We start from the raw sequence: 19452 nt of genomic DNA on the forward strand, positions 1-19452 counted from the left end.
TGCCAATCTGCCCACGTCGATAGGATTTGGCAATGACCGCACGCCTTGTCGACCGCACACCGGTGATCCCCGCCGACCAACTGGTGGCCCAGCTGGTGCCGCCCGCGATGTTCAACGAGGTGAGCTTCGACTCGTACATCCCCGATCCCGCGGAGCCCTCGCAGGAAGCAGCGGTCAATGCCGCGCGCGAGTTCGCCCGGACCGTCAACCACAAGCGCAACGGCAAGAAGAAGCTCTTCGGTAGGAAGAACACCGTTGGCGCGGGGCTCTACCTCGACGGCGGCTTCGGAGTGGGCAAGACCCACCTTCTCGCGTCGATCTACCACGAGGTGCCCGAGCCGAAGTCGTTCGGTACCTTCGTCGAGCTCACCCACGTGGTCGGGGCGCTCGGATTCATGAAGGCCGTCGAGGAGCTCTCGGGCCATTCAGTGCTGTGCATCGACGAGTTCGAGCTCGACGATCCCGGTGACACGATGCTGGTCTCGCGCCTGCTCACCGAGCTCGCGGAGCGTGGCGTATCGATCGTCGCGACCTCCAACACCTTGCCCGGCCAGCTCGGCGAGGGCCGGTTCGCGGCCCAGGACTTCCTCCGCGAGATCCGAAAGCTCGCCTCGGTGTTCGAGACCGTGCGCATCGACGGCCCCGACTACCGCCACCGTGACCTTCCGCCCGCCCCGGAGCCCATCTCCAGCGACGAGCTCGAGGAGCGCGCCGCGCGGACCGACGGGGCCACTCTCGACGAGTTCGATGACCTGTGCAAGCATTTGTCCACCCTGCACCCCTCCCGCTACGGAAAGCTCGTCGACGGTGTCACCGCGGTGTTCCTCAAGGACGTCCACCCCGCGCAGGACCAGGCCGTGGCGCTGCGCTTCGTGGTGCTCGCCGACCGCCTGTATGACGCGAGCATCCCCGTCATTGTGTCCGGGTCGAAGCTCGACGAGATCTTCACCGAGGAAATGCTCGCCGGCGGATACCGCAAGAAGTACCTGCGCGCGACCTCCCGGCTGCTTGCGCTCTCCCGCTTCGGCGAGCAGGCCCGCACCACTGGGTGAGCAGCGGGGGGTCAGCAGGATCGATCAGTGGCCGCAGCCGAGCGGGCGCGCGAGGAGGAGATCCTGCTCGGTGCTCGCGCCAACCGTGAACTTCCGCGTACCGACCTGCGTGAACCCGTTGCGCTGGTAGAACGACTGCGCCCGATGATTCTCCTGGTTCACGCCTAGCCACATCCGATCCTGGCAGGCGCGGACCCCCGCGAGCACGTGCCGCATCAGGAGCGTCGCGTGGCCCTGCCCATGATGGTTGGGCAGCAGGTAGAACTTGCTGAGCTCCGCGGTTCCCATGGCCACGCTGATCGCTGGATCGTCGAGCTGGGCGCTGTGTGGTTCCGGGGGCGAATCGAGCGCGATGAGCGCGTAGCCGGCGATGCTCGATGATTCGCGAAGCACGAGCACGCGATGGTGCTCGCTGGCGATGTACCGGGTGAACTTCTCCCGCGTGAGGTGCTGATCAACAAAAGCAGCCATGTCCTCGATGGACATGGCTGCTGGGCATGCGAGAGGGAAGGTGATGGCAGCCACACGACTGACCTCAGCCGCATCAGTCGCAGCTGCATCATCGACCCGCACATGATCGTGAAACATATGGTGCGCGATACTGGGATTGAACCAGTGACCTCTTCCGTGTCAGGGAAGCGCTCTCCCACTGAGCTAATCGCGCGGGAACCTCTGAGAAGAGGTGGAGACGGGAATCGAACCCGTGTGCACGGCTTTGCAGGCCGTTGCCTCACCACTCGGCCACTCCACCATAGGGGGTCAAGCCCAACCTCTTGAGCGGATGACGGGATTCGAACCCGCGACCCTCACCTTGGCAAGGTGATGCGCTACCACTGCGCTACATCCGCATGCTCCGCCGCTCCTGGTTCCTTGCGGTCCCGATTGCCGGTGCGGTTGAGAACATTAGCGGATGTGTGGCTGAGTGACAAATCCACTGCGGGGGTCTTGCGTGTCGTCCGCTCCGACTCCGGGAGGACTCCTGGTGAACAGCAGGTTTCGCGGACGGGGCGCGTTGGTCGTGGCGCGGCTGCCGTTGCCTGCCAGTCGGCGGCCGCCGCTGCCGCCAGCGACGGCCGCCTGCCGCCCGCAAACGCGATAGAAGCCGTCGAAAACCCGGTGTCGCTTCTATCGCGTTTGGCGAGATCCCGTGCTTTTGCCAACGACCGGCCGCGGATCGCCATCGGCGGCTGCCGGCAACCCGCCACCCGCCACCGCCCGCCGCCGCCATCGCCTTCCGCAGTCGCGGCCGAAAGGCCGAACGAGCGCAGGCGCGCGGCCCCGCGAGCGTGTTTGGCGAACACGAGGCCGCGTGCTAATGTTCCTCCTCGTTGTCACCCGTGCGTGTGTTTCCGCGAGGCGGTTCCCGGTACTGGATCCAGGTACCCATAACGCATCCGAAGTTCACGGCGGGCGAGGCAATCAGGACGTCTATGAGGTCCCGTAGCTCAGTGGGAGAGCGTTCCGTTCACACCGGAAAGGTCGCTGGTTCGATCCCAGCCGGGACCACACGATAAAACCAGGCAAGAGCCCCGCATCGGTCACCGGTGCGGGGCTCTCCTCGTCCCACGCCCACAATTTCGCGGGCGATCACGGGGCGCTAGCTACCTGCCGTACTTCTTCTTCTTGAGGCCCTTGGCCTTGTCCTTGAGGTTCTCCACGCCCTTCTTGATGCCGGATTCAGTCTGGTCGGCCCGGCCTTCCGCCCGGAGCCTCTCATTGCCGGTGGCCGAGCCCGCGGCCTCCTTGGCCTTGCCCGACAGTTCCTGCGCCTTGTTCTTGATCTTGTCTCCGAGACCCATGGTGCTACCTCCGATGGTGGTTCGAGTGGACACGGGGCCCGAGCTGGGCGCGGGCATTCCGCTATAGACCAGTGTTGCGCGCGAGACCCGAGCTAGCCACCCGTTTTGCCGGAAATGTGCCTCCTGTTGCCGCAACCCGTCGCCGAGGTCGTCGCTGTCGTGCGCTGGGGGAGGACCCATCCTTTGGGCTCGTTGTCACGAACCCATAGCGTGAAGCGGCATTGGCGCGGCAGAATGAGTGACATGAGCCATCAGCCCATGCGCGAGGTGGGGCCGCGAACGCAGCTGCGCATCGTTTCAGCGCCGTCGCGAACGCTCGTTCTCACGCCGAGGCGAAGGCGTATCGCTGGATGACGCAGGTAGAGGAGCGGCGGCCCGTGGTGCTGACTCGTCGCGGGCGCATGGCTGGCAAGTCTGTGGCGGCCATGCGTGCTGTGCGGGCGCAGTTCAAGCGGCATCCGCTCGTGGCGCTGGCCTATCAGGTGACGGTGGCGGTGGTGGGCGCGGTGGTCCTGGTGATCGGCGTGATCGCCATTCCCTATCCCGGTCCGGGCTGGCTGATCGTCTTTGCGGGGCTGGGCATTCTTGCCACGGAGTTCCCGTGGGCTCGCCGGATCCTTCATGACGCGCTGGATCGCTACCGGGCCACCATGGCCTGGTACAAGCGCCAGCATGGTGTTGTGCGCATCGCTGGCGCGGTGGGGACGTTTGTCCTGACCATGCTCACGTTGTGGCTCGTGGGCGCGATCGGGCTGACGGCCGGTTGGTTCGGATTCGACCATCCATGGCTCGGCAGCCCCCTCTCCTAGTGAAGCAGCCCCCTGTCCTCGCGAACCGGCAGACCAGGGAACCGGTAGTGTAGTAGCGCCATCGCCGTGATTCGCGGTACCGGCGGATCCCGGGTGGACTGGGCCGCGGCCGCGATGGCTGGATTGCAACCGCTACCGCGCGCCATGCCTGGTGTGGCGCACTACGAGGCCCTGGCTTGGGGCCCCAAGCACAAGGAGATTCCTGTCGTGAGCTCGCCCGCTGATCAAGATGCCATCGCCCGTGTCCTTGTGCCGGCGGGGACGGCGGCGGGAAAGGCGATCTTCGAGGCTGGCCTCCCCACGAAGGGTGGCGAGGGAATCGTCGTCGTGCGGGATTCCGGGGGCAACCTGCGGGATCTCTCCTGGACGCCGGATGAGGACGCTGAGGTCGATGCGGTTCCGGCGGCCTCCGACGAGGGCCGCATGGTCATCCGGCACTCGTGCGCGCACGTGCTCGCGCAGGCCGTGCAGCAGGAGTTCCCGGAGGCGAAGCTCGGCATCGGGCCGCCCATCCGCGACGGCTTCTACTACGACTTCCAGGTGGATCGTCCCTTCACCCCCGAGGACCTCACCAAGCTCGAGTCGCGGATGCGCAAGATCATCAAGCAGTCCCAGCGCTTCTCGCGCCGCGTGGTCGAATCGCTCGACGACGCGCGCGCCGAGCTTGGTAACGAGCCGTTCAAGCTCGAGCTCATCGACGACAAGTCCGGGATCGACGATCCCGAGGTGATGGAGGTCGGCGGCGCCGAGCTGACGATCTACGACAATGTTGACCCCCGCACCGGCGAGAAGGTCTGGGCGGACCTGTGCCGCGGACCGCACATCCCCACCACCAAGCACATCCCGGCGTTCAAGCTGACACGCAGCTCGGCCGCTTACTGGCGAGGTGACCAGAGCCGCGAGGATCTCCAGCGCGTCTACGGCACCGCGTGGGAGACCCAGGAGGCCCTCGACCAGCACCTCGAGCTGCTCGCGGAAGCGGAGCGCCGTGATCACCGCCGCCTGGGCAACGAGCTCGACCTGTTCAGCTTCCCCAACGAGCTGGGCTCGGGCCTGCCGGTGTTCCATCCGCGCGGCGGCATCATTCGCAAGGAGCTCGAGGACTACTCGCGCAAGCGGCACATCGAGGCCGGCTACGAGTTCGTCTACAGCCCCCACATCACCAAGGGCGATCTGTTCCAGGTCTCGGGCCACCTCGACTGGTACAAGGACGGCATGTTCCCCGCGATGCACATCGACGCGGAGCACGATGAGGATGGCACCCTGCGCAAGCCCGGGCAGGACTACTACCTCAAGCCCATGAACTGCCCGATGCACAATCTCATCTTCCGGCACCGCCACCGCTCCTACCGGGAGCTGCCGCTGCGGCTGTTCGAGTTCGGCTCGGTCTACCGCTACGAGAAGTCCGGCGTGATTCATGGCCTCACCCGTGTTCGTGGCATGACGCAGGATGATGCGCACATCTACTGCACCAAGGACCAGATGCATGACGAGCTGACGAGCGTGCTGAACTTCGTGCTCGATCTGCTCAAGGACTACGGCCTCGACGACTTCTACCTCGAGCTCTCCACCAAGGATCCCATCAAGTACGTCGGCTCCGACGAGGCGTGGGAGGAATCCACCCGCACCCTGGAGGAGGTGGCGCAGGCATCGGGCCTCGAGCTCGTGCCCGATCCCGGCGGCGCCGCGTTCTACGGCCCGAAGATCTCCGTGCAGGCGAAGGATGCGCTGGGCCGCACCTGGCAGATGTCGACCATCCAGCTGGACTTCAACCTGCCCGATCGGTTCGATCTCGTCTACACCGCCGCCGATGGCAGCCGCCAGCGGCCCGTGATGATCCACCGCGCCCTGTTCGGCTCCATCGAGCGCTTCTTCGGCGTGCTCACCGAGCACTATGCGGGCGCGTTCCCCGCCTGGCTTGCTCCGGTGCAGGTAGTGGGCATCCCCGTGGCCGACGATCACCAGGATCACCTGTTCGACGTGATCGCGCAGCTCAAGAAGCAGGGCATCCGGGCCGAGGTCGATTCCAGCGACGAGCGGATGCAGAAGAAGATCCGCACCCACACCACGCAGAAGGTGCCGTTCATGCTGCTCGCCGGCGCGCGGGATGTCGAAGCAGGGGCGGTCAGTTTCCGCTTCCATGACGGCACCCAGGTCAACGGCGTGCCCGTCGCCGAGGCGGTGGACGTGATCGCGAGCTGGGTGGGCGACAGGGTCAACAGCGCGCCCAGCGCCGAGGCGATCCGCGAGCGGCAGGGCGCCTGAGTGCCCGACGATGAACCCGCCGTGACCGATACCGGGGTGGGGGATCCTGATCACCTGGACCGGATCTGGACACCTCATCGCATGGCCTACATCGCCGAGGCAACCGGGCCGACCAAGGACGAGGGCTGCCCGCTGTGCGCGATCCCCAGGAAGTCCGACGAGGACGGACTGGTCATCGCCCGCGGCGCTGCCGTGTACGCCGTTCTCAACCTGTTCCCCTACAACCCCGGTCACCTCATGGTCGTGCCCTACCGCCACGTCGCCGACCTCACGGACCTGGCCCCCGACGAGGCGAGCGAGCTGACCGAGTTCACCCAGATCGCGTTGCGCACCATCCGCGAGGTATCGCGGCCGCACGGGTTCAACGTCGGCCTCAACCTCGGCAACGCAGCGGGTGGATCCTTGTCCGCGCACTTGCACCAGCACCTCGTGCCCCGCTGGGTCGGCGATGCGAACTTCATCACAGTCACTGCGAGCACCAAGGTATTGCCGCAGTTGCTGGGGCAGACCCGGGCGCTCCTCGCGGAGGCCTGGGCCGCCACCGGATAGGCGCTAACTGATGGTTGCCCGGGGCGCGTATCATCCCGCCCCGGGACCACGCACCGTATAGGCTCGGCGGCAGGAAACCTCACGGAAACAGGGAACAGGCAATCATGCTCAGTGTGTTCGGCAGGCCCTCGGTATCGAAGGTCACCGCCCCCATCGGGCGCGCCCTCATCAGGGCAGGATTGAGCCCCGACGTCGTGACCATCGCTGGAACCGCGCTGAGCGTCGCGGCCGCGATCCTCCTGTTCGCCCGCGACCAGTTGTTCTGGGGCGCGATCATCATTTCCCTGTTCGTCCTGCTCGATCTCGTCGATGGGGCCATGGCGCGCGCGCGAGGCGGAGGCACCGCGTTCGGCGCGGTGCTCGACGCGACCGGCGATCGGATCGCCGACGGCGCGATCTTCGGTTCGCTAGCGTGGTGGGCCGCCTACCATGCTGAATCTCCCACGCTGGTGATCGCGACGCTGATCTGCCTAGTGGCCTCGCAAGTCGTCTCCTACGCGAAGGCACGGGCCGAAGCGAGCGGGCTGCGCGCCGACGGGGGCCTCGTGGAGCGCTCTGACCGTTTGGTGATCGTGCTGCTCGGCGCCGGGTTCACCGGTATCGGCGTGGATTTCGCGATCCATCTCGCGATGTGGCTGCTGGTCGTGGGCAGCATCATCACCGTCGTCCAGCGAGTCCTCGCGGTCCGGCGCTCGCCGGGAGCAACAACCGTTGTCCCGTTCACCGATGGAGGGGATGCCACGTGACGCTCTCCGAGACAGCCGCGGAGCTTGCCTACGCCTCCGGGTGGCGGCTCGTCCGCTCCATGCCGGGTACCGTCGCGGACGGCCTGTTCACCGCGGGCGCCGACTATGCGAACCGCAACGGCGGGCCGGCCCAGTTGCGCCGCAACCTCGCGCGCGTCATGGGCGTTCCCCCGATCGCGGTGCCCGACGTCCTGATGCGGGAAGCCATGCGCTCCTACGCACGGTACTGGCAGGAGGCGTTCCGCCTGCCGTCGATGGATCTTGCCGCGACCGCGCGCGCGATCGATGCCAGCGTGATGGGGCGCGAGCACCTCGATGCTGCCCTGGCCGAGGGCAGGGGAGTGGTCGCGGCACTGCCGCACAGTGGCAACTGGGACCTTGCTGGCGTCTGGCTGGCTCAGACTCACGGTAGGTTCACCACGGTCGCCGAGCGGCTCAAGCCCGAGTCGCTGTATGAGCGGTTCGTGGCCTTCCGGGAATCGCTCGGCTTCGAGATCGTTCCCGCGACGGGTGGCGAGGTGCCGCCGTACCAGGTTCTCCGGGAACGCCTGGCCGCCGGAGGGGTCGTGTGCTTGTTGGCCGACCGGGATCTCACGGCCAGCGGAATACCAGTGGATTTCTTCGGCCAGCGGACTAGTTTTCCCGGCGGTCCCGCCCGGCTCGCCGCGGAGACCGGGGCGGCGCTCCTGCCCGCGCACTGCTGGTTCACCAGCAACGGCTGGGGCTTCAAGGTCGAGCCCGAGATCGATGTGGCAGCCGGGACGGCCCGCGCGACCCAGCAGCTCGCTGATGCGTTCTCGCTGAACATCGTGCGATACCCCGCGGACTGGCACATGCTGCAGCCGCTGTGGTGGGAGGACCTCTCGGCTGCGCGCCTCGAGCGGATGGGAGTGGCCCACTGATGCGGATCGGCATGGTTTGCCCCTACTCGTTCGACGTCTCCGGTGGCGTGCAGGCGCACGTGGTGGAGCTCGCCGGCGTGCTCATCGAGATGGGCCACGAGGTGAGTGTCCTCGCTCCCGCCACCCCCGGTACCGATCTGCCTCCCTATGTGGTGTCGGCGGGCCGGGCGGTGCCCATTCCGTACAACGGCTCGGTCGCGCGCCTGCGATTCGGTCCCGTCACCTATCAGCGCGTGCGCAAGTGGTTGCAGGACGGCCAGTTCGATGTCGTGCACCTGCACGAGCCGAACGCGCCCAGCCTGTCGATGCTCGCCCTCAGCCTCGCCGAGGTGCCCGTGGTCGCCACGTTCCACACGTCCACCACCAAGTCCTTGATGCTCAGCACCGTCCAGCCAGTGCTGCAGCCGCTGCTCGAGAAGATCAACGGCAAGATCGCGGTGTCCGAGCTCGCGCGGCGATGGCAGATCGAATCGCTGGGCTCCGATGCGGTGGAGATTCCGAATGGAGTGCGGGTCGGCTTCTTCGCCACAGCTCCACCCCTCGAGGGCTACCCGCGCCCCGGCAAGACCTTGCTCTTCCTCGGTCGCTATGACGAGCCGCGAAAGGGCATGTCGGTCCTCGTCTCGGCGCTGCCCTCTGTCGTCGAGCGCCACCCCGATCTCGAGGTCATCGTGGTCGGCCGCGGCGATGAGGCGGCGCTGCGCGCCGAGCTCGGGCCGCTCGAGAGCCATTTCCGATTCCTGGGCCAGGTCAGCGACGAGGAGAAGGCATCGGCGCTGCGCAGCGCCGATGTGTATTGCGCCCCCAACCTCGGGGGAGAGAGCTTCGGCATCGTTCTGGTCGAGGCGATGGCGGCGGGCACCCCGGTCGTGGCGAGCGAGCTCGATGCGTTCCGGCGTGTCCTGCGCGATGGCCGTGCCGGATGCCTCACCAGTCTCGATGATGGCGCGAGCCTTGCCCGCGGCATCGACCGCGTGCTCACCGACCGCGAATACCGGGACGAGCTCGTCGCCGAGGCGAGCATCGCGGTCCTGCACTATGACTGGAGCGTGGTCTCGCGCCAGGTCTTGCGCGTGTACGAGGCCGTGGCCGGGACACGCACCCCGGTGCCGCGACCGCTGGCACGGAAGAGCTAGGGGGCCGCCGTGCTGCCATTCTGGGTGCTGCTCATAGTTCTCGCGCTGGCGATCGTCGTCGTGCTTGTCGTGGCTTGGCTGATGTCCACCGCCAACCGGCTCGACCGGCTCCACATCCGGTACGACAAGGCCTGGCAGTCGCTCGATGCCTCGCTCGCGCGCCGAGCCGTGGTGGCACGGGCTATCGCCCAAGCGCTCAGGGAGCCACGGATAGCCCGCCTCGCTGATCGAGCGGAACGCGCCGACCGGGACGCCCGCGAGGATGCCGAGAACCAGCTTTCCGGAGCATTGTCGCAGGTCACCCTGGAGGACCTGTCCCCGGCTCTTGTGGCGGAGCTGGCCGATGCCGAGGCCCGCGTGACGATCGCGCGGCGCTTCCACAATGATGCTGTCGGCGATACGCGGGCACTGCGGCAACGCAGGCCCGTGCGGTGGCTCCGGCTCGCCGGAACCGCGCCACGGCCCCGGTTCTTCGAGATCATCGAGCGGGAGTTCGTGCCGCCCGTGGAGCACCTGCGCGCGACCGTGGCGCGGGGGGTCGCGCCCGAGCGGGCCCTGGAGCCCGTGGGCTCGCCGCGGCGCGATTCGGCGCGGGTGCTGCTGCTCGATGGCGAGGGAAGCGTGCTGCTCGTGCAAGGAACCGATCCCGAGGATCCGGGGCCGACCTTCTGGTTCACTCCAGGGGGAGGGCTCGAGACTGGCGAGGACGTGCGTGATGCCGCCCGCCGCGAGGTCGCCGAGGAGACTGGCCGCGTGCTCACCGATGAGGAACTGCACGGCCCTGTCTGGGAACGTACCGAGGAGTTCACGTTCAACGGCACGGCCATGCGCAGCGAGGAGAAGTTCCTGGTGTGCCTGACAGGCCGGTTCGATCCCGTGCCCGCCGGGCTGACCGAGCTGGAACTACGGGCCGTCCTGGGTTTCCGCTGGTGCGACGCCGCCGCCATCCGCGAGCTGTGCGCGCAGGGGGAGCAGGTGTATCCGCGCGAGCTCGCTGGGCTCATCGCGGAGGCGGAGGGCATCGCATCCGGGCGGGTGCCCCCGCCACCGCCTCGCTCCATCACGTAGTGCCAGGAGGGTCCGGCTTCGCGCTACGGGCCTCGCCCTCCTAGGATGGTGTGGTTAGCAGACCACCCCTTGAGGGCCTTATGTGCAGGAGTGACTTTCGTGAGCGCATCCCCTTCCAGTCCCACTAACTCCGCCGAGCATGCGACCGGCACCGCGCGCGTCAAGCGCGGCATGGCGGAAATGCTCAAGGGTGGGGTGATCATGGATGTCGTCACCCCCGAGCAGGCGAAGATCGCCGAGGACGCGGGCGCCGTTGCGGTCATGGCGCTCGAGCGGGTGCCCGCTGACATCCGCGCCCAGGGCGGCGTGGTGCGCATGAGCGATCCCGATATGATCCAGGGCATCATCGATGCCGTGTCGATCCCGGTCATGGCGAAGGCGCGCATCGGCCATTTCGTGGAGGCCCAGATCCTGCAGAGCCTCGGCGTGGACTACATCGATGAGTCCGAGGTGCTTACGCCTGCCGACTACGCCAATCACATCGACAAGTGGCAGTTCACGGTGCCTTTCGTGTGTGGCGCGACGAATCTCGGCGAGGCGCTGCGGCGCATCACCGAGGGCGCGGCAATGATTCGATCCAAGGGCGAGGCCGGCACGGGCGATGTGTCCAATGCCACCACGCACATGCGCGAGATCGGGGGCGCGATCCGGCGCCTGGGCGCATTGAGCCAGGACGAGCTGTTCGTGGCGGCGAAGGAGCTTCAGGCGCCGTATGAGCTGGTCGCCGAGGTTGCCGCTACGGGCAAGCTGCCGGTGGTGATGTTCACCGCGGGTGGCATCGCGACCCCGGCGGACGCGGCCATGATGATGCAGCTCGGCGCGGAGGGCGTGTTCGTCGGCTCGGGGATCTTCAAGTCCGGCGATCCGGTGAAGCGCGCAGCGGCTATCGTGAAAGCCACCACCTACTTCGACGATCCGGATATGTTGGCCTCGGTGTCCCGCGGTCTCGGCGAGGCGATGGTCGGCATCAATGTCGACGATATTCCTGTCTCTCATCGCCTGTCCGACCGCGGCTGGTGACGCAGCACCACTGATCACGATCGAACAGGAAAGGGCAACATGGCCACCATCGAGGAAGTCCTGGATGTCGAGCAGATCGAGAAGGACATCTTTCGCGGCGAGCCCGTGGAGACCCTGCTGCACCGGACATTCGGGGGCCAGGTTGCTTGCCAGTCGCTGATCGCAGCGGTCAGAACGGTGGCTCCTGAATTCCGGGTGCATTCGATGCACGCCTACTTCCTGCGCCCGGGCAAGCCGAAGATGCCCACGGTGTACCTCGTGGACCGGATCCGCGAGGGTCGCTCGTTCTGCACCCGGCGCATCCAGGCCGTGCAGGATGGCGAGGCGATCTTCGTCATGTCGGCCTCCTTCCATGTGGGGGATCCGGGGATCGAGCACAGCGATGTGGTGCCGCCGGTGCCGCGGGCGGAGGACCTGCCCGATCCAGCGGACGTGCCGGAGCTGAAGGACCGCTGGGAGCTCAAGGAATGGTCCAACTGGGACCTGCGGATCGTGCCGCCGGACCAGACCGAGCTGCACCCGAGGCTCGCGTCGCAGCAGCGGGTGTGGATGCGCTACCGCGGGGAGATCGCCGACGACCCCACCGCGCATGTGTGCGCGCTCGCTTACATGAGCGACATGCTGCTGCTCGGCTCGTCGCTGGGCCCGCACCCCAAGGAGCGGTCCAAGGTGCAGCTCGCGTCTCTCGACCATGCCATGTGGTTCATGCAGCCATTCCGGGCCGATCAATGGTTGCTGTATGACCAGACCTCGCCCTACGCCGGCCACGGCCGGGCATTGACCCAGGGGCGAATCTGGGACGCGGAGGGCAGGCTCGTGGCTGCGGTGGTGCAGGAGGGGCTCACCCGGCTGCCGAAGGACTGACTGCCTGGCTGGCCGCTATTTCGACATTCGCCGGGCGACGCCCTACTCTGTCGCGAGTGGAATCCCGACTCGTCATAGGTGTCCTGTCGCTGCAGGGCGATGTCCGCGAGCACATGCATGCGCTCGAAGCAGTGGGGGCCGAGCCAGTGCGCGTGCGCCGTACATCGGAGATCGACAGTGTCGACGGCCTCGTCATCCCGGGTGGCGAATCAACGACGATGAGCCGCCTGCTCACCGTGTTCGACCTCTTCGAACCGTTGCGGGCCGCCCTGGGCGAGGGGCTTCCCGCGTACGGCTCCTGCGCTGGCATGATCATGCTTGCTTCCTCCGTCCTCGATACCCGCCCGGACGCGGTGAGCCTGGGAGCGCTCGATATCACCGTGCGCCGCAATGCGTTTGGCCGCCAGGTGGATTCCTTCGAGGAGGATCTCGCCATGCAGGGCATCGAGGGGGAGCCGTTGCGGGCGGTGTTCATCCGGGCGCCGTGGGTCGAGGATTGCGGTCCAGGCGTCGAGGTGCTCGCCACGGTGCAGACGGGGCCCGCCGCGGGCCGCGTCGTCGCGGTACGCCAGGGATCAGTAATGGCGACCTCGTTCCATCCCGAGGTGACGGGTGATCGTCGCGTGCACGGCTTGTTCGTCGACAGCGTGCGGAACAAAGCGGGGCGGCAGGGGTAACATTCCCCACGCCATCCAAGGCCTCGTAGTGAACGACTGGTGACGTCGGAAGGAACCGGACCATATGAGCGGCCACTCCAAATGGGCCACCACCAAGCACAAGAAGGCTGCCATCGACGCCAAGCGCGGCAAGCTCTTTGCCAAGCTGGTCAAGAATGTCGAGGTCGCGGCACGCACCGGCGGTGGTGACCCCACGGGCAATCCCACGCTCTATGACGCCATCCAGAAGGCCAAGAAGGCCTCGGTGCCCAATGACAACATCGAGCGGGCGCGCAAGCGAGGCTCCGGCGAGGAAGCCGGTGGCGCCGACTGGCAGACCATCATGTACGAGGGCTACGGGCCGAATGGCGTAGCGCTCCTCATCGAGTGCCTCACCGACAACCGCAACCGCGCTGCCGGCGAGGTGCGCACCGCGATGAGCCGCAACGGCGGCAACATGGCCGATGCGGGATCAGTGGCCTACATGTTCTCCCGCAAGGGCGTGGTGGTCCTGGAGAAGAACGGCCTCTCCGAGGATGACATCCTGCTCGCGGTGCTCGAGGCCGGCGCCGAGGAGGTCAACGACCTGGGCGAGAGCTTCGAGATCGTCTCCGAGCCCACCGACCTCGTGGCGGTCCGCAGCGCGCTCGTCGACTCAGGGATCGACTATGACTCGGCCGAGCCAAGCTTCCAGCCCTCGATGAGCGTCGCCGTCGATGTCGAGACCGCCCGCAAGGTGTTGCGCCTCATCGATGCCCTCGAGGATTGTGATGACGTGCAGAACGTCTACTCGAACATCGACATCTCCGATGAGGTCCTTGCCCAGCTCGACGAATGATGATCCGGCCCGACCGGTCGCCGCGACTCGCCCAGTGCTCGGGGAAGACCGAGCGGGGCGATGTCCACTACACTATCGAACAACTGTTCGCATGGGGTGGAGGTGCGCGTGAGAGTAATGGGCGTTGACCCGGGGCTCACCCGGTGCGGTCTCGGCATCGTTGATTCGGGGACCGGGCGCAGTGTTGTCGCGGTAGCCGTTGACGTGGTGCGCACCCCACCAGACCTCGAGCTCTCGGCGCGCCTGCTGCGAATCGCCACCGCCGCCGAGGAATGGATGGACAAGCACCGCCCCGATGTCGTTGCCATCGAGCGAGTGTTCTCGCAGCAGAATGTCCGCTCGGTGATGGGCACCGCGCAAGCAGGCGGAGTAGTGGCCCTCGCCGCCGCGAGGCGTGGCATTCCCGTTTCGTTCCACACCCCGAGCCAGGTCAAGTCCGCGGTCACGGGTGATGGGTCCGCAGGGAAGGAGCAGGTCACCTCGATGGTGACGCGCATTCTCAAGCTGGCAGAGGCGCCTCGCCCCGCGGACGCCGCCGATGCGCTCGCGCTCGCGATCTGCCACTGCTGGCGGGCCCCGATGCTCGATCGCATGGCCGAGGCCGAGGCGGCCGCGCAGGCCGCGCGGCGCAAGTACACCGCGCGGCTCGCCGCTGTCCGCCGCGCGCAGGCCGCGGAGGCCAGGAGAGCAAAGGATGATCGCGGCACGGGCCGCCAGTCGATCGGGGGACAGGCATCATGATCGCAGCCGTGCGCGGGCCGGTCCTGCACATAGGTCTCGACCACGCCGTGGTCGAGGCCGCGGGAGTCGGCTACAAGGTCCATGCCACGCCGGGCACTCTCGCTGGCTTGCATCGCGGCACCGAGGCGCTCCTGCTCACCACCATGGTGGTGCGGGAGGACTCGATGACGCTCTACGGATTCTCCAGCGATGAGTCGCGCGAGCTCTTTGCGCTCCTGCAGACCGTGACGGGCGTCGGCCCCCGGCTTGCCATGGCCGTGCTCGCGGTCCTCGAGCCCAGCGCGCTACGGATCGCGCTGGCCAATGGCGACACCAAGGCGTTGATGCGCGTGCCCGGAGTGGGCAAGCGCGTCGCGGATCGCCTCATCGTTGACCTGCGGGACAAGGTCGGGGTGGTCGAGGGCGCGCCCGGGGATGCCGGGGGAGCGATCAATGGCAGCGCCCCGGCAGCGACCGTCGCTGACACCGTGATCGAGGCGCTCACCGGGCTCGGCTTCACCGCGGCGCAGTCCGAGCAGGCCACGGCCGCAGCGCTGGAGATCGAGCCCGCTGCCACCTCGTCGGCCTTGCTGCGCTCCGCGCTCGCTAGCCTGGGCGGCCCGCGATGAACAACCAGGACCAGTCCATGCCACCGATGTCGCCGAGCCTCGTCGACGGCGACGGTGACATCGAGGTCAGCCTGCGGCCCAAGAACCTCTTCGACTTCATCGGCCAGCCGCGCGTGCGCGAGCAGCTCGAGCTTGTTCTCTCGGGCGCCAAGCTACGAGGAGCCGCCCCCGACCACATCCTGCTCTCCGGGCCGCCGGGCCTCGGCAAGACCAGCCTCGCGATGATCATCGCTGCCGAGATGGGCACAGCGCTGCGCCTCACCTCGGGGCCAGCGCTGGAACGCGCAGGTGACCTCGCCGCGATGCTCAGCAACCTCGTCGAGGGTGATGTCCTGTTCATCGACGAGATCCACCGCATCTCCCGGCCGGCGGAGGAGATGCTGTACCTCGCGATGGAGGATTTCCGGGTGGATGTCGTCGTCGGCAAGGGCCCCGGCGCCACGTCCATCCCGCTCGAGGTCGCCCCCTTCACGCTCGTCGGCGCCACCACCCGCTCAGGTGCCCTGACCGGTCCGCTGCGTGATCGTTTCGGGTTCACCGCTCACATGGACTTCTACGAGCCCGCCGAGCTGCAGCGCATCCTGCTGCGCTCCGCGCGCATCCTTGGCGTCGAGCTCCAGAACGATGCGAGCCACGAGATCGCCCGGCGGTCCCGGGGCACGCCACGCATCGCGAACCGCCTCCTGCGCCGCGTGCGGGACTACGCCGAGGTCCGCTCCGATGGCGTGGTGACCATGGATATCGCCAGCGCCGCCCTGCGGGTCTACGACGTTGATGAGCTCGGGCTCGACCGGCTCGACAGGGCCGTGCTGCAATCCCTCGTGCGGAGCTTCAACGGTGGCCCCGTCGGTGCTGCCACGCTCGCTGTCGCCGTGGGCGAGGAGCCAGCGACCGTGGAGGAGGTCTGCGAGCCCTACCTGGTGCGAGCAGGCATGCTCGCGCGCACACCGCGCGGCCGCATCGCTACCGCCGCGGCCTGGGAGCACCTTGGCCTGGTGCCGCCCGCGGATACCGTGGCAAGCGGCATCGCGGTCCGCGCGCGCGAGCCCCATGACGACGAATACTCCTTCTGAACGGGACGGCTCGCCCGCTGGGCGGGTACTGGCGGCGCGGGCAACTCGGCAACCCGTGCCAGGGATGGCACACTGGTGTACTGGTCGGCAATCCGTGACCGGCTCGCCCCACACGCGCACATCGAACGACGAGGAATCACGCCCCGATGGAACTGCTCCTTCCGCTGCTCATCCTGCTCCTGCTCGTACCGATGTTCTTGTCGGTACGACGCCAGAAGAAGGAGATGGATCGCCAAGCAGCCCTGCAGGACTCGCTCTCCGTCGGCGATCGCATCATGACCACCTCTGGCCTGTACGGCACCATCATGGCCGTCGAGGACACCACCGTGGAGCTCGAGATCGCCCCCGGCGTCGTTGCCACCTGGATGCGCCTCGCCATCCGTGATGTGATCCGTGAGGACATCGAGGAGGATGGCGACGAGTTCCGCGACCATGAGGGTGGCGGAACGGATGCGTACGGCCGCGACAGCGGAGTCCAGTAGAGTCAGCCCTCGTGACTGGCGGTCGGGCCAGTTGTCGTCAAGGAGATCGTCTCGTGGCATCAACCAGTCGGCGGAAGCATCCGCTGCGGGCACTCAGCGTCGTGCTCGTGCTCGTCGCCCTATGCTTCACGCTCGTATTGTTCACCGGGGACCGCGGCACGACGCCGCGCCTCGGCGTCGACCTGCAAGGCGGTACGCGGGTCGTGCTATCCGCCATCACGCCGGACGGATCGAGCCCCAGCCCTGACGCGCTCGAGCAGGCGCAGGAGATCATCGCCACCCGCATCAACGGCCTCGGCGTCGCCGGCTCCGAGGTGCTCATCGATGGCGAGACCCTCGTCATCACCGTGCCGGGCCAGGATGGCGCCCAGGCGCGCACGCTCGGGCAGACCGCCCGGATGTATGTCCGGCCTGTCCTGAACGCGCAGCCAGCCCCCAATGCCGAGCAGAGCACCCCGGACGAGGGGACTGGCACGGAGGACGAGCCCCGGCCCTCCCTGCCCGAGAACGCGGACGAGGCAGCCGCGCTGATCGAGGAAGCCCGCGCGGCCCGGCAGTCCGAGGATCCCGAGACGCAGGCAGCGACGCTGGCCGAGCATGAGTGCAGCCCGCTTGACCCGCTCGCCGGCAATGACCTGCCCGATAAGCCGCTGATCACCTGCGGCAACGACGGCCAGGTCGTCTACCTGCTCGGGCCCGTCCTCATCGAGGGCGAGGAGATCGACAGCGGCAGCGTCAGCGGTGCATTCAACCAGCAGCAGGCTCGGTGGGAGGTCTCCTTCCGCTTCCAGGGGCAGGCCAGCGAGGATTGGGCGGCCTTCACCCGCCAGAGCGTCGGCCAGCAGGCCGCGTTCGTGCTCGACACCGCGGTCGTGAGCGCACCCGTCATCCGCGATCCCACTCCGGCGGGCAGCGCCACCTCCATCTCCGGCGATTTCACCGAGGAAGAGGTCCGCGACCTCGCGAACCAACTGCGCTATGGCGCGCTGCCCCTCTCCTTCGAGGCATCGCAGGCCCAGACGGTCTCGGCCACGCTGGGGCTCGCCTCCCTCGAGGCCGGGCTCATCGCCGGCGCGATCGGGCTGCTCGCGGTCCTTCTCTACGCGCTCGCGTACTACCGGCTGCTCGGAGTCATCGCTGGGCTATCGCTCGCTATCGCGGTCGGGCTGGTCTACGGGGTGCTGGTCCTGCTTGGCCGGTACGTCAACTTCACCCTTGATCTCGCGGCCATCGCGGGGTTCATCATCGGCATCGGCATGACGGCCGACTCGTTCATCGTCTACTTCGAGCGCATCAAGGACGAGATGCGCGAGGGACGCAGCTTCCGCAGCGCGGTCGAGCGGGGCTGGCAACGGGCCCGGAGGACGATCATGACCGGCAACGCCGTCAGCTTCCTCGCCGCGGCCATCCTCTACCTGCTCGCGGTCGGACAGGTGAAGGGCTTCGCGTTCGCGCTCGGCCTCACCACCGTGCTCGACCTCCTTGTGGTGTTCCTGTTCACCTATCCCATGCTCAGCCTCGCCATCCGCTCCCGGATACTGTCCAACCCGCGGCTCAACGGCCTCGGCGCGATCACCGATGTCGCCCGCGAGCGCGCCGAGCAGGAACAGGCCCGGGCAGCATCCAGCACGAACGTGGAAGGTGCCACACCATGACAACCTCGCAGGTCACCAGTGAGCCGACTCCCCGGCATGGCTTCTTTCACGGCCTCTACACCGGCACGGGCGCCTTCGAGATCGTCGCGCGCCGCAAGCTGTACTTCCTCATCGCGCTCGCCCTGATCCTCATATCGCTGGCGGGTATCGGCATCCGTGGATTCACCTTCGGGATCGACTTCGCGGGCGGCACGCGCGTCGAGATGCCGGCGGGCGAGGTCACCGCCCAGCAGGCCGAGGAAGTGTTCACCGACGCGATCGGCGTAGCGCCGACGACGGTGCAGATCGTCGGCACGGGTGCCACTGCTTCGATCCAGATCCGGTCCGAGACCCTTGATGAGCCGCAGATCCAGGCGGTGCAGCGTGGCTTGTTCGAGGCCTTCGAGCCGCAAGGGACCGACGGCCAGCCAAGCCTCAACGCGATCAGCATCGCGAAGGTGAGCGAGACCTGGGGCGGTCAGGTCACCGAGAAAGCCGTCCTCGCGCTGATCGTGTTCCTCGTCCTCGTGTGCGTCTACATCGCCCTGCGGTTCGAGTGGCACATGGCGGTCGCGGCGATCGCCGCGGTGATCCTCGACCTCACGGTCACGGCGGGTGTGTATGCCATTGTTGGATTCGAGGTCAGCCCTGCCACGATCATCGGGTTGCTCACCATCCTTGGCTATTCGCTCTACGACACTGTCGTGGTCTTCGACAAGGTGCAGGAGAACACCAGCGGTGTCACGAGCAGCCTGCGGCGCACGTATGCCGAGCAAGCCAATCTGGGTGTGAACCAGACATTGATGCGATCGTTCAACACCTCGCTGATCAGTGTTCTGCCCATCGCGTCCCTGATGATCGTCGCGGTGTGGATGCTCGGGGTGGGCACGCTCAAGGACCTCGCCCTCGTGCAGCTCGTCGGCATCGTCATCGGCACCTACTCGTCGATCTTCTTCGCCACACCGTTGCTCGTCACGATGAAGGAACGCACTCCCGAGATCAAGGAGCACACCGAAGCAGTGAACGCACGTCGCGCGGGCCCGGCGGCCGCCGCCCCGGCATCATCCGGCACCGTTGCGTCCGATCCTGCTGCGGCCTCCACCGAGTCATCCGGCGACCAGCAAGCATCCGGGGCGGCACAGCCGCCTCGACGGCGCGGATCAGCGCCAGCCCCCGGCGCGCGCCCCACGGGCAAGCGTCGTCGGTGAAC

General features: G+C 67.3%; 20 protein-coding genes and 4 tRNA genes. 19 read left to right on the top strand and 5 right to left on the bottom strand.

What is annotated here, in order from left to right; genetic code table 11:
• Positions 1–32 precede the first annotated feature (32 nt).
• Positions 33–1052: a cell division protein ZapE gene (gene zapE, locus QC765_RS03140; protein ID WP_278312961.1), complete on the top strand. Its 1020-nt coding sequence runs from the start codon at positions 33–35 to the stop codon at positions 1050–1052.
• Positions 1053–1076: 24 nt separating this feature from the next.
• Here zapE and QC765_RS03145 read toward each other — a convergent pair whose 3' ends face one another.
• From QC765_RS03145 to QC765_RS03160, 4 genes are all read right to left on the bottom strand, one after another.
• Complete coding sequence (locus tag QC765_RS03145; protein WP_278312962.1) at positions 1077–1577, bottom strand: GNAT family N-acetyltransferase; 501 nt, start codon at positions 1575–1577, stop codon at positions 1077–1079.
• 64 nt (positions 1578–1641) lie between these two features.
• Positions 1642–1716 (bottom strand) — tRNA-Val (locus tag QC765_RS03150).
• A 16-nt stretch (positions 1717–1732) separates the two neighbouring features.
• Positions 1733–1803 (bottom strand) — tRNA-Cys (locus tag QC765_RS03155).
• A 25-nt stretch (positions 1804–1828) separates the two neighbouring features.
• A tRNA-Gly gene (locus tag QC765_RS03160) sits at positions 1829–1900 on the bottom strand.
• Positions 1901–2486: 586 nt separating this feature from the next.
• On the opposite strand from QC765_RS03160, the gene QC765_RS03165 reads away from it, so the two are divergent.
• Positions 2487–2558 (top strand) — tRNA-Val (locus QC765_RS03165).
• A gap of 95 nt (positions 2559–2653) precedes the next feature.
• On the opposite strand, the gene QC765_RS03170 is transcribed toward QC765_RS03165, so the two are convergent.
• Positions 2654–2851, bottom strand: coding sequence for a CsbD family protein (locus QC765_RS03170; RefSeq protein ID WP_278312963.1), 198 nt, complete (start codon positions 2849–2851; stop codon positions 2654–2656).
• A gap of 425 nt (positions 2852–3276) precedes the next feature.
• On the opposite strand from QC765_RS03170, the gene QC765_RS03175 reads away from it, so the two are divergent.
• The 17 genes from QC765_RS03175 (at position 3277) to secF (ending at position 19450) form a co-directional block, all read left to right on the top strand.
• Positions 3277–3660, top strand: coding sequence for a TIGR02611 family protein (locus QC765_RS03175; protein WP_373876660.1), 384 nt, complete (start codon positions 3277–3279; stop codon positions 3658–3660).
• 207 nt (positions 3661–3867) lie between these two features.
• The gene (gene thrS / locus QC765_RS03180) at positions 3868–5925 is read left to right on the top strand and encodes a threonine--tRNA ligase (protein WP_278312965.1); all 2058 of its coding nucleotides are present in this window, start codon (positions 3868–3870) and stop codon (positions 5923–5925) included.
• On the top strand, positions 5926–6474 hold the full coding sequence (locus QC765_RS03185; protein ID WP_278312966.1) for an HIT family protein: 549 nt from the start codon (positions 5926–5928) through the stop codon (positions 6472–6474).
• Between the two features lie 104 nt (positions 6475–6578).
• Positions 6579–7220: a phosphatidylinositol phosphate synthase gene (gene pgsA / locus QC765_RS03190; protein ID WP_278312967.1), complete on the top strand. Its 642-nt coding sequence runs from the start codon at positions 6579–6581 to the stop codon at positions 7218–7220.
• Complete coding sequence (locus tag QC765_RS03195; RefSeq protein WP_278312968.1) at positions 7217–8122, top strand: phosphatidylinositol mannoside acyltransferase; 906 nt, start codon at positions 7217–7219, stop codon at positions 8120–8122. Before pgsA ends, QC765_RS03195 begins: the two co-directional genes overlap by 4 nt.
• Positions 8122–9258, top strand: coding sequence for a glycosyltransferase family 4 protein (locus QC765_RS03200; RefSeq protein ID WP_278312969.1), 1137 nt, complete (start codon positions 8122–8124; stop codon positions 9256–9258). Before QC765_RS03195 ends, QC765_RS03200 begins: the two co-directional genes overlap by 1 nt.
• An 81-nt stretch (positions 9259–9339) precedes the next feature.
• The gene (locus tag QC765_RS03205; RefSeq protein ID WP_373876661.1) at positions 9340–10326 is read left to right on the top strand and encodes an NUDIX hydrolase; all 987 of its coding nucleotides are present in this window, start codon (positions 9340–9342) and stop codon (positions 10324–10326) included.
• 99 nt (positions 10327–10425) lie between these two features.
• Positions 10426–11346: a pyridoxal 5'-phosphate synthase lyase subunit PdxS gene (gene pdxS / locus QC765_RS03210; protein ID WP_278312970.1), complete on the top strand. Its 921-nt coding sequence runs from the start codon at positions 10426–10428 to the stop codon at positions 11344–11346.
• A gap of 39 nt (positions 11347–11385) precedes the next feature.
• Positions 11386–12210 (top strand): acyl-CoA thioesterase, encoded by an 825-nt coding sequence (locus QC765_RS03215; protein WP_278312971.1) that lies wholly within the window; start codon positions 11386–11388, stop codon positions 12208–12210.
• A gap of 56 nt (positions 12211–12266) precedes the next feature.
• Positions 12267–12887, top strand: coding sequence for a pyridoxal 5'-phosphate synthase glutaminase subunit PdxT (pdxT, locus tag QC765_RS03220; RefSeq protein ID WP_278312972.1), 621 nt, complete (start codon positions 12267–12269; stop codon positions 12885–12887).
• Between the two features lie 64 nt (positions 12888–12951).
• Positions 12952–13704: a YebC/PmpR family DNA-binding transcriptional regulator gene (locus QC765_RS03225; RefSeq protein WP_278312973.1), complete on the top strand. Its 753-nt coding sequence runs from the start codon at positions 12952–12954 to the stop codon at positions 13702–13704.
• Positions 13705–13812: 108 nt separating this feature from the next.
• Positions 13813–14445, top strand: a complete 633-nt coding sequence (gene ruvC, locus QC765_RS03230) for a crossover junction endodeoxyribonuclease RuvC (RefSeq protein ID WP_278312974.1) — start codon at positions 13813–13815, stop codon at positions 14443–14445.
• A complete protein-coding gene (gene ruvA / locus QC765_RS03235; RefSeq protein ID WP_278312975.1) occupies positions 14442–15053 on the top strand; it encodes a Holliday junction branch migration protein RuvA in 612 nt (203 codons plus the stop codon). Before ruvC ends, ruvA begins: the two co-directional genes overlap by 4 nt.
• Entirely contained in the window at positions 15050–16126 is a 1077-nt protein-coding gene (ruvB, locus tag QC765_RS03240) for a Holliday junction branch migration DNA helicase RuvB (RefSeq protein WP_278312976.1), read from the top strand. Before ruvA ends, ruvB begins: the two co-directional genes overlap by 4 nt.
• 146 nt (positions 16127–16272) lie before the next feature.
• Complete coding sequence (yajC, locus tag QC765_RS03245; protein ID WP_278312977.1) at positions 16273–16608, top strand: preprotein translocase subunit YajC; 336 nt, start codon at positions 16273–16275, stop codon at positions 16606–16608.
• 53 nt (positions 16609–16661) lie between these two features.
• Positions 16662–18263 carry a protein translocase subunit SecD gene (gene secD / locus QC765_RS03250; RefSeq protein WP_278312978.1) on the top strand — a complete coding sequence of 534 codons (1602 nt, stop codon included), beginning with the start codon at positions 16662–16664 and terminating at the stop codon, positions 18261–18263.
• Positions 18260–19450, top strand: coding sequence for a protein translocase subunit SecF (secF, locus tag QC765_RS03255; RefSeq protein ID WP_278312979.1), 1191 nt, complete (start codon positions 18260–18262; stop codon positions 19448–19450). The genes secD and secF overlap by 4 nt, the downstream gene beginning before the upstream one ends.
• Positions 19451–19452: the final 2 nt, after the last annotated feature.

Origin of the sequence: Hoyosella levis (genome assembly GCF_026008515.1) — a bacterium.
Taxonomy (GTDB): Bacteria; Actinomycetota; Actinomycetes; order Mycobacteriales; family Mycobacteriaceae; genus Lolliginicoccus; species Lolliginicoccus levis.

Coding starts and splice junctions, on each gene's coding strand:
- pgsA (WP_278312967.1), top strand. CDS start 6,579: ATGCTCAGTGTGTTCGGCAGGCCCTCGGTATCGAAGGTCACCGCCCCC.
- QC765_RS03225 (WP_278312973.1), top strand. CDS start 12,952: ATGAGCGGCCACTCCAAATGGGCCACCACCAAGCACAAGAAGGCTGCC.
- secF (WP_278312979.1), top strand. CDS start 18,260: ATGACAACCTCGCAGGTCACCAGTGAGCCGACTCCCCGGCATGGCTTC.
- QC765_RS03215 (WP_278312971.1), top strand. CDS start 11,386: ATGGCCACCATCGAGGAAGTCCTGGATGTCGAGCAGATCGAGAAGGAC.
- yajC (WP_278312977.1), top strand. CDS start 16,273: ATGGAACTGCTCCTTCCGCTGCTCATCCTGCTCCTGCTCGTACCGATG.
- ruvB (WP_278312976.1), top strand. CDS start 15,050: ATGAACAACCAGGACCAGTCCATGCCACCGATGTCGCCGAGCCTCGTC.
- QC765_RS03170 (WP_278312963.1), bottom strand. CDS start 2,851: ATGGGTCTCGGAGACAAGATCAAGAACAAGGCGCAGGAACTGTCGGGC.
- ruvA (WP_278312975.1), top strand. CDS start 14,442: ATGATCGCAGCCGTGCGCGGGCCGGTCCTGCACATAGGTCTCGACCAC.
- QC765_RS03205 (WP_373876661.1), top strand. CDS start 9,340: ATGTCCACCGCCAACCGGCTCGACCGGCTCCACATCCGGTACGACAAG.
- QC765_RS03200 (WP_278312969.1), top strand. CDS start 8,122: ATGCGGATCGGCATGGTTTGCCCCTACTCGTTCGACGTCTCCGGTGGC.
- zapE (WP_278312961.1), top strand. CDS start 33: ATGACCGCACGCCTTGTCGACCGCACACCGGTGATCCCCGCCGACCAA.
- QC765_RS03175 (WP_373876660.1), top strand. CDS start 3,277: ATGCGTGCTGTGCGGGCGCAGTTCAAGCGGCATCCGCTCGTGGCGCTG.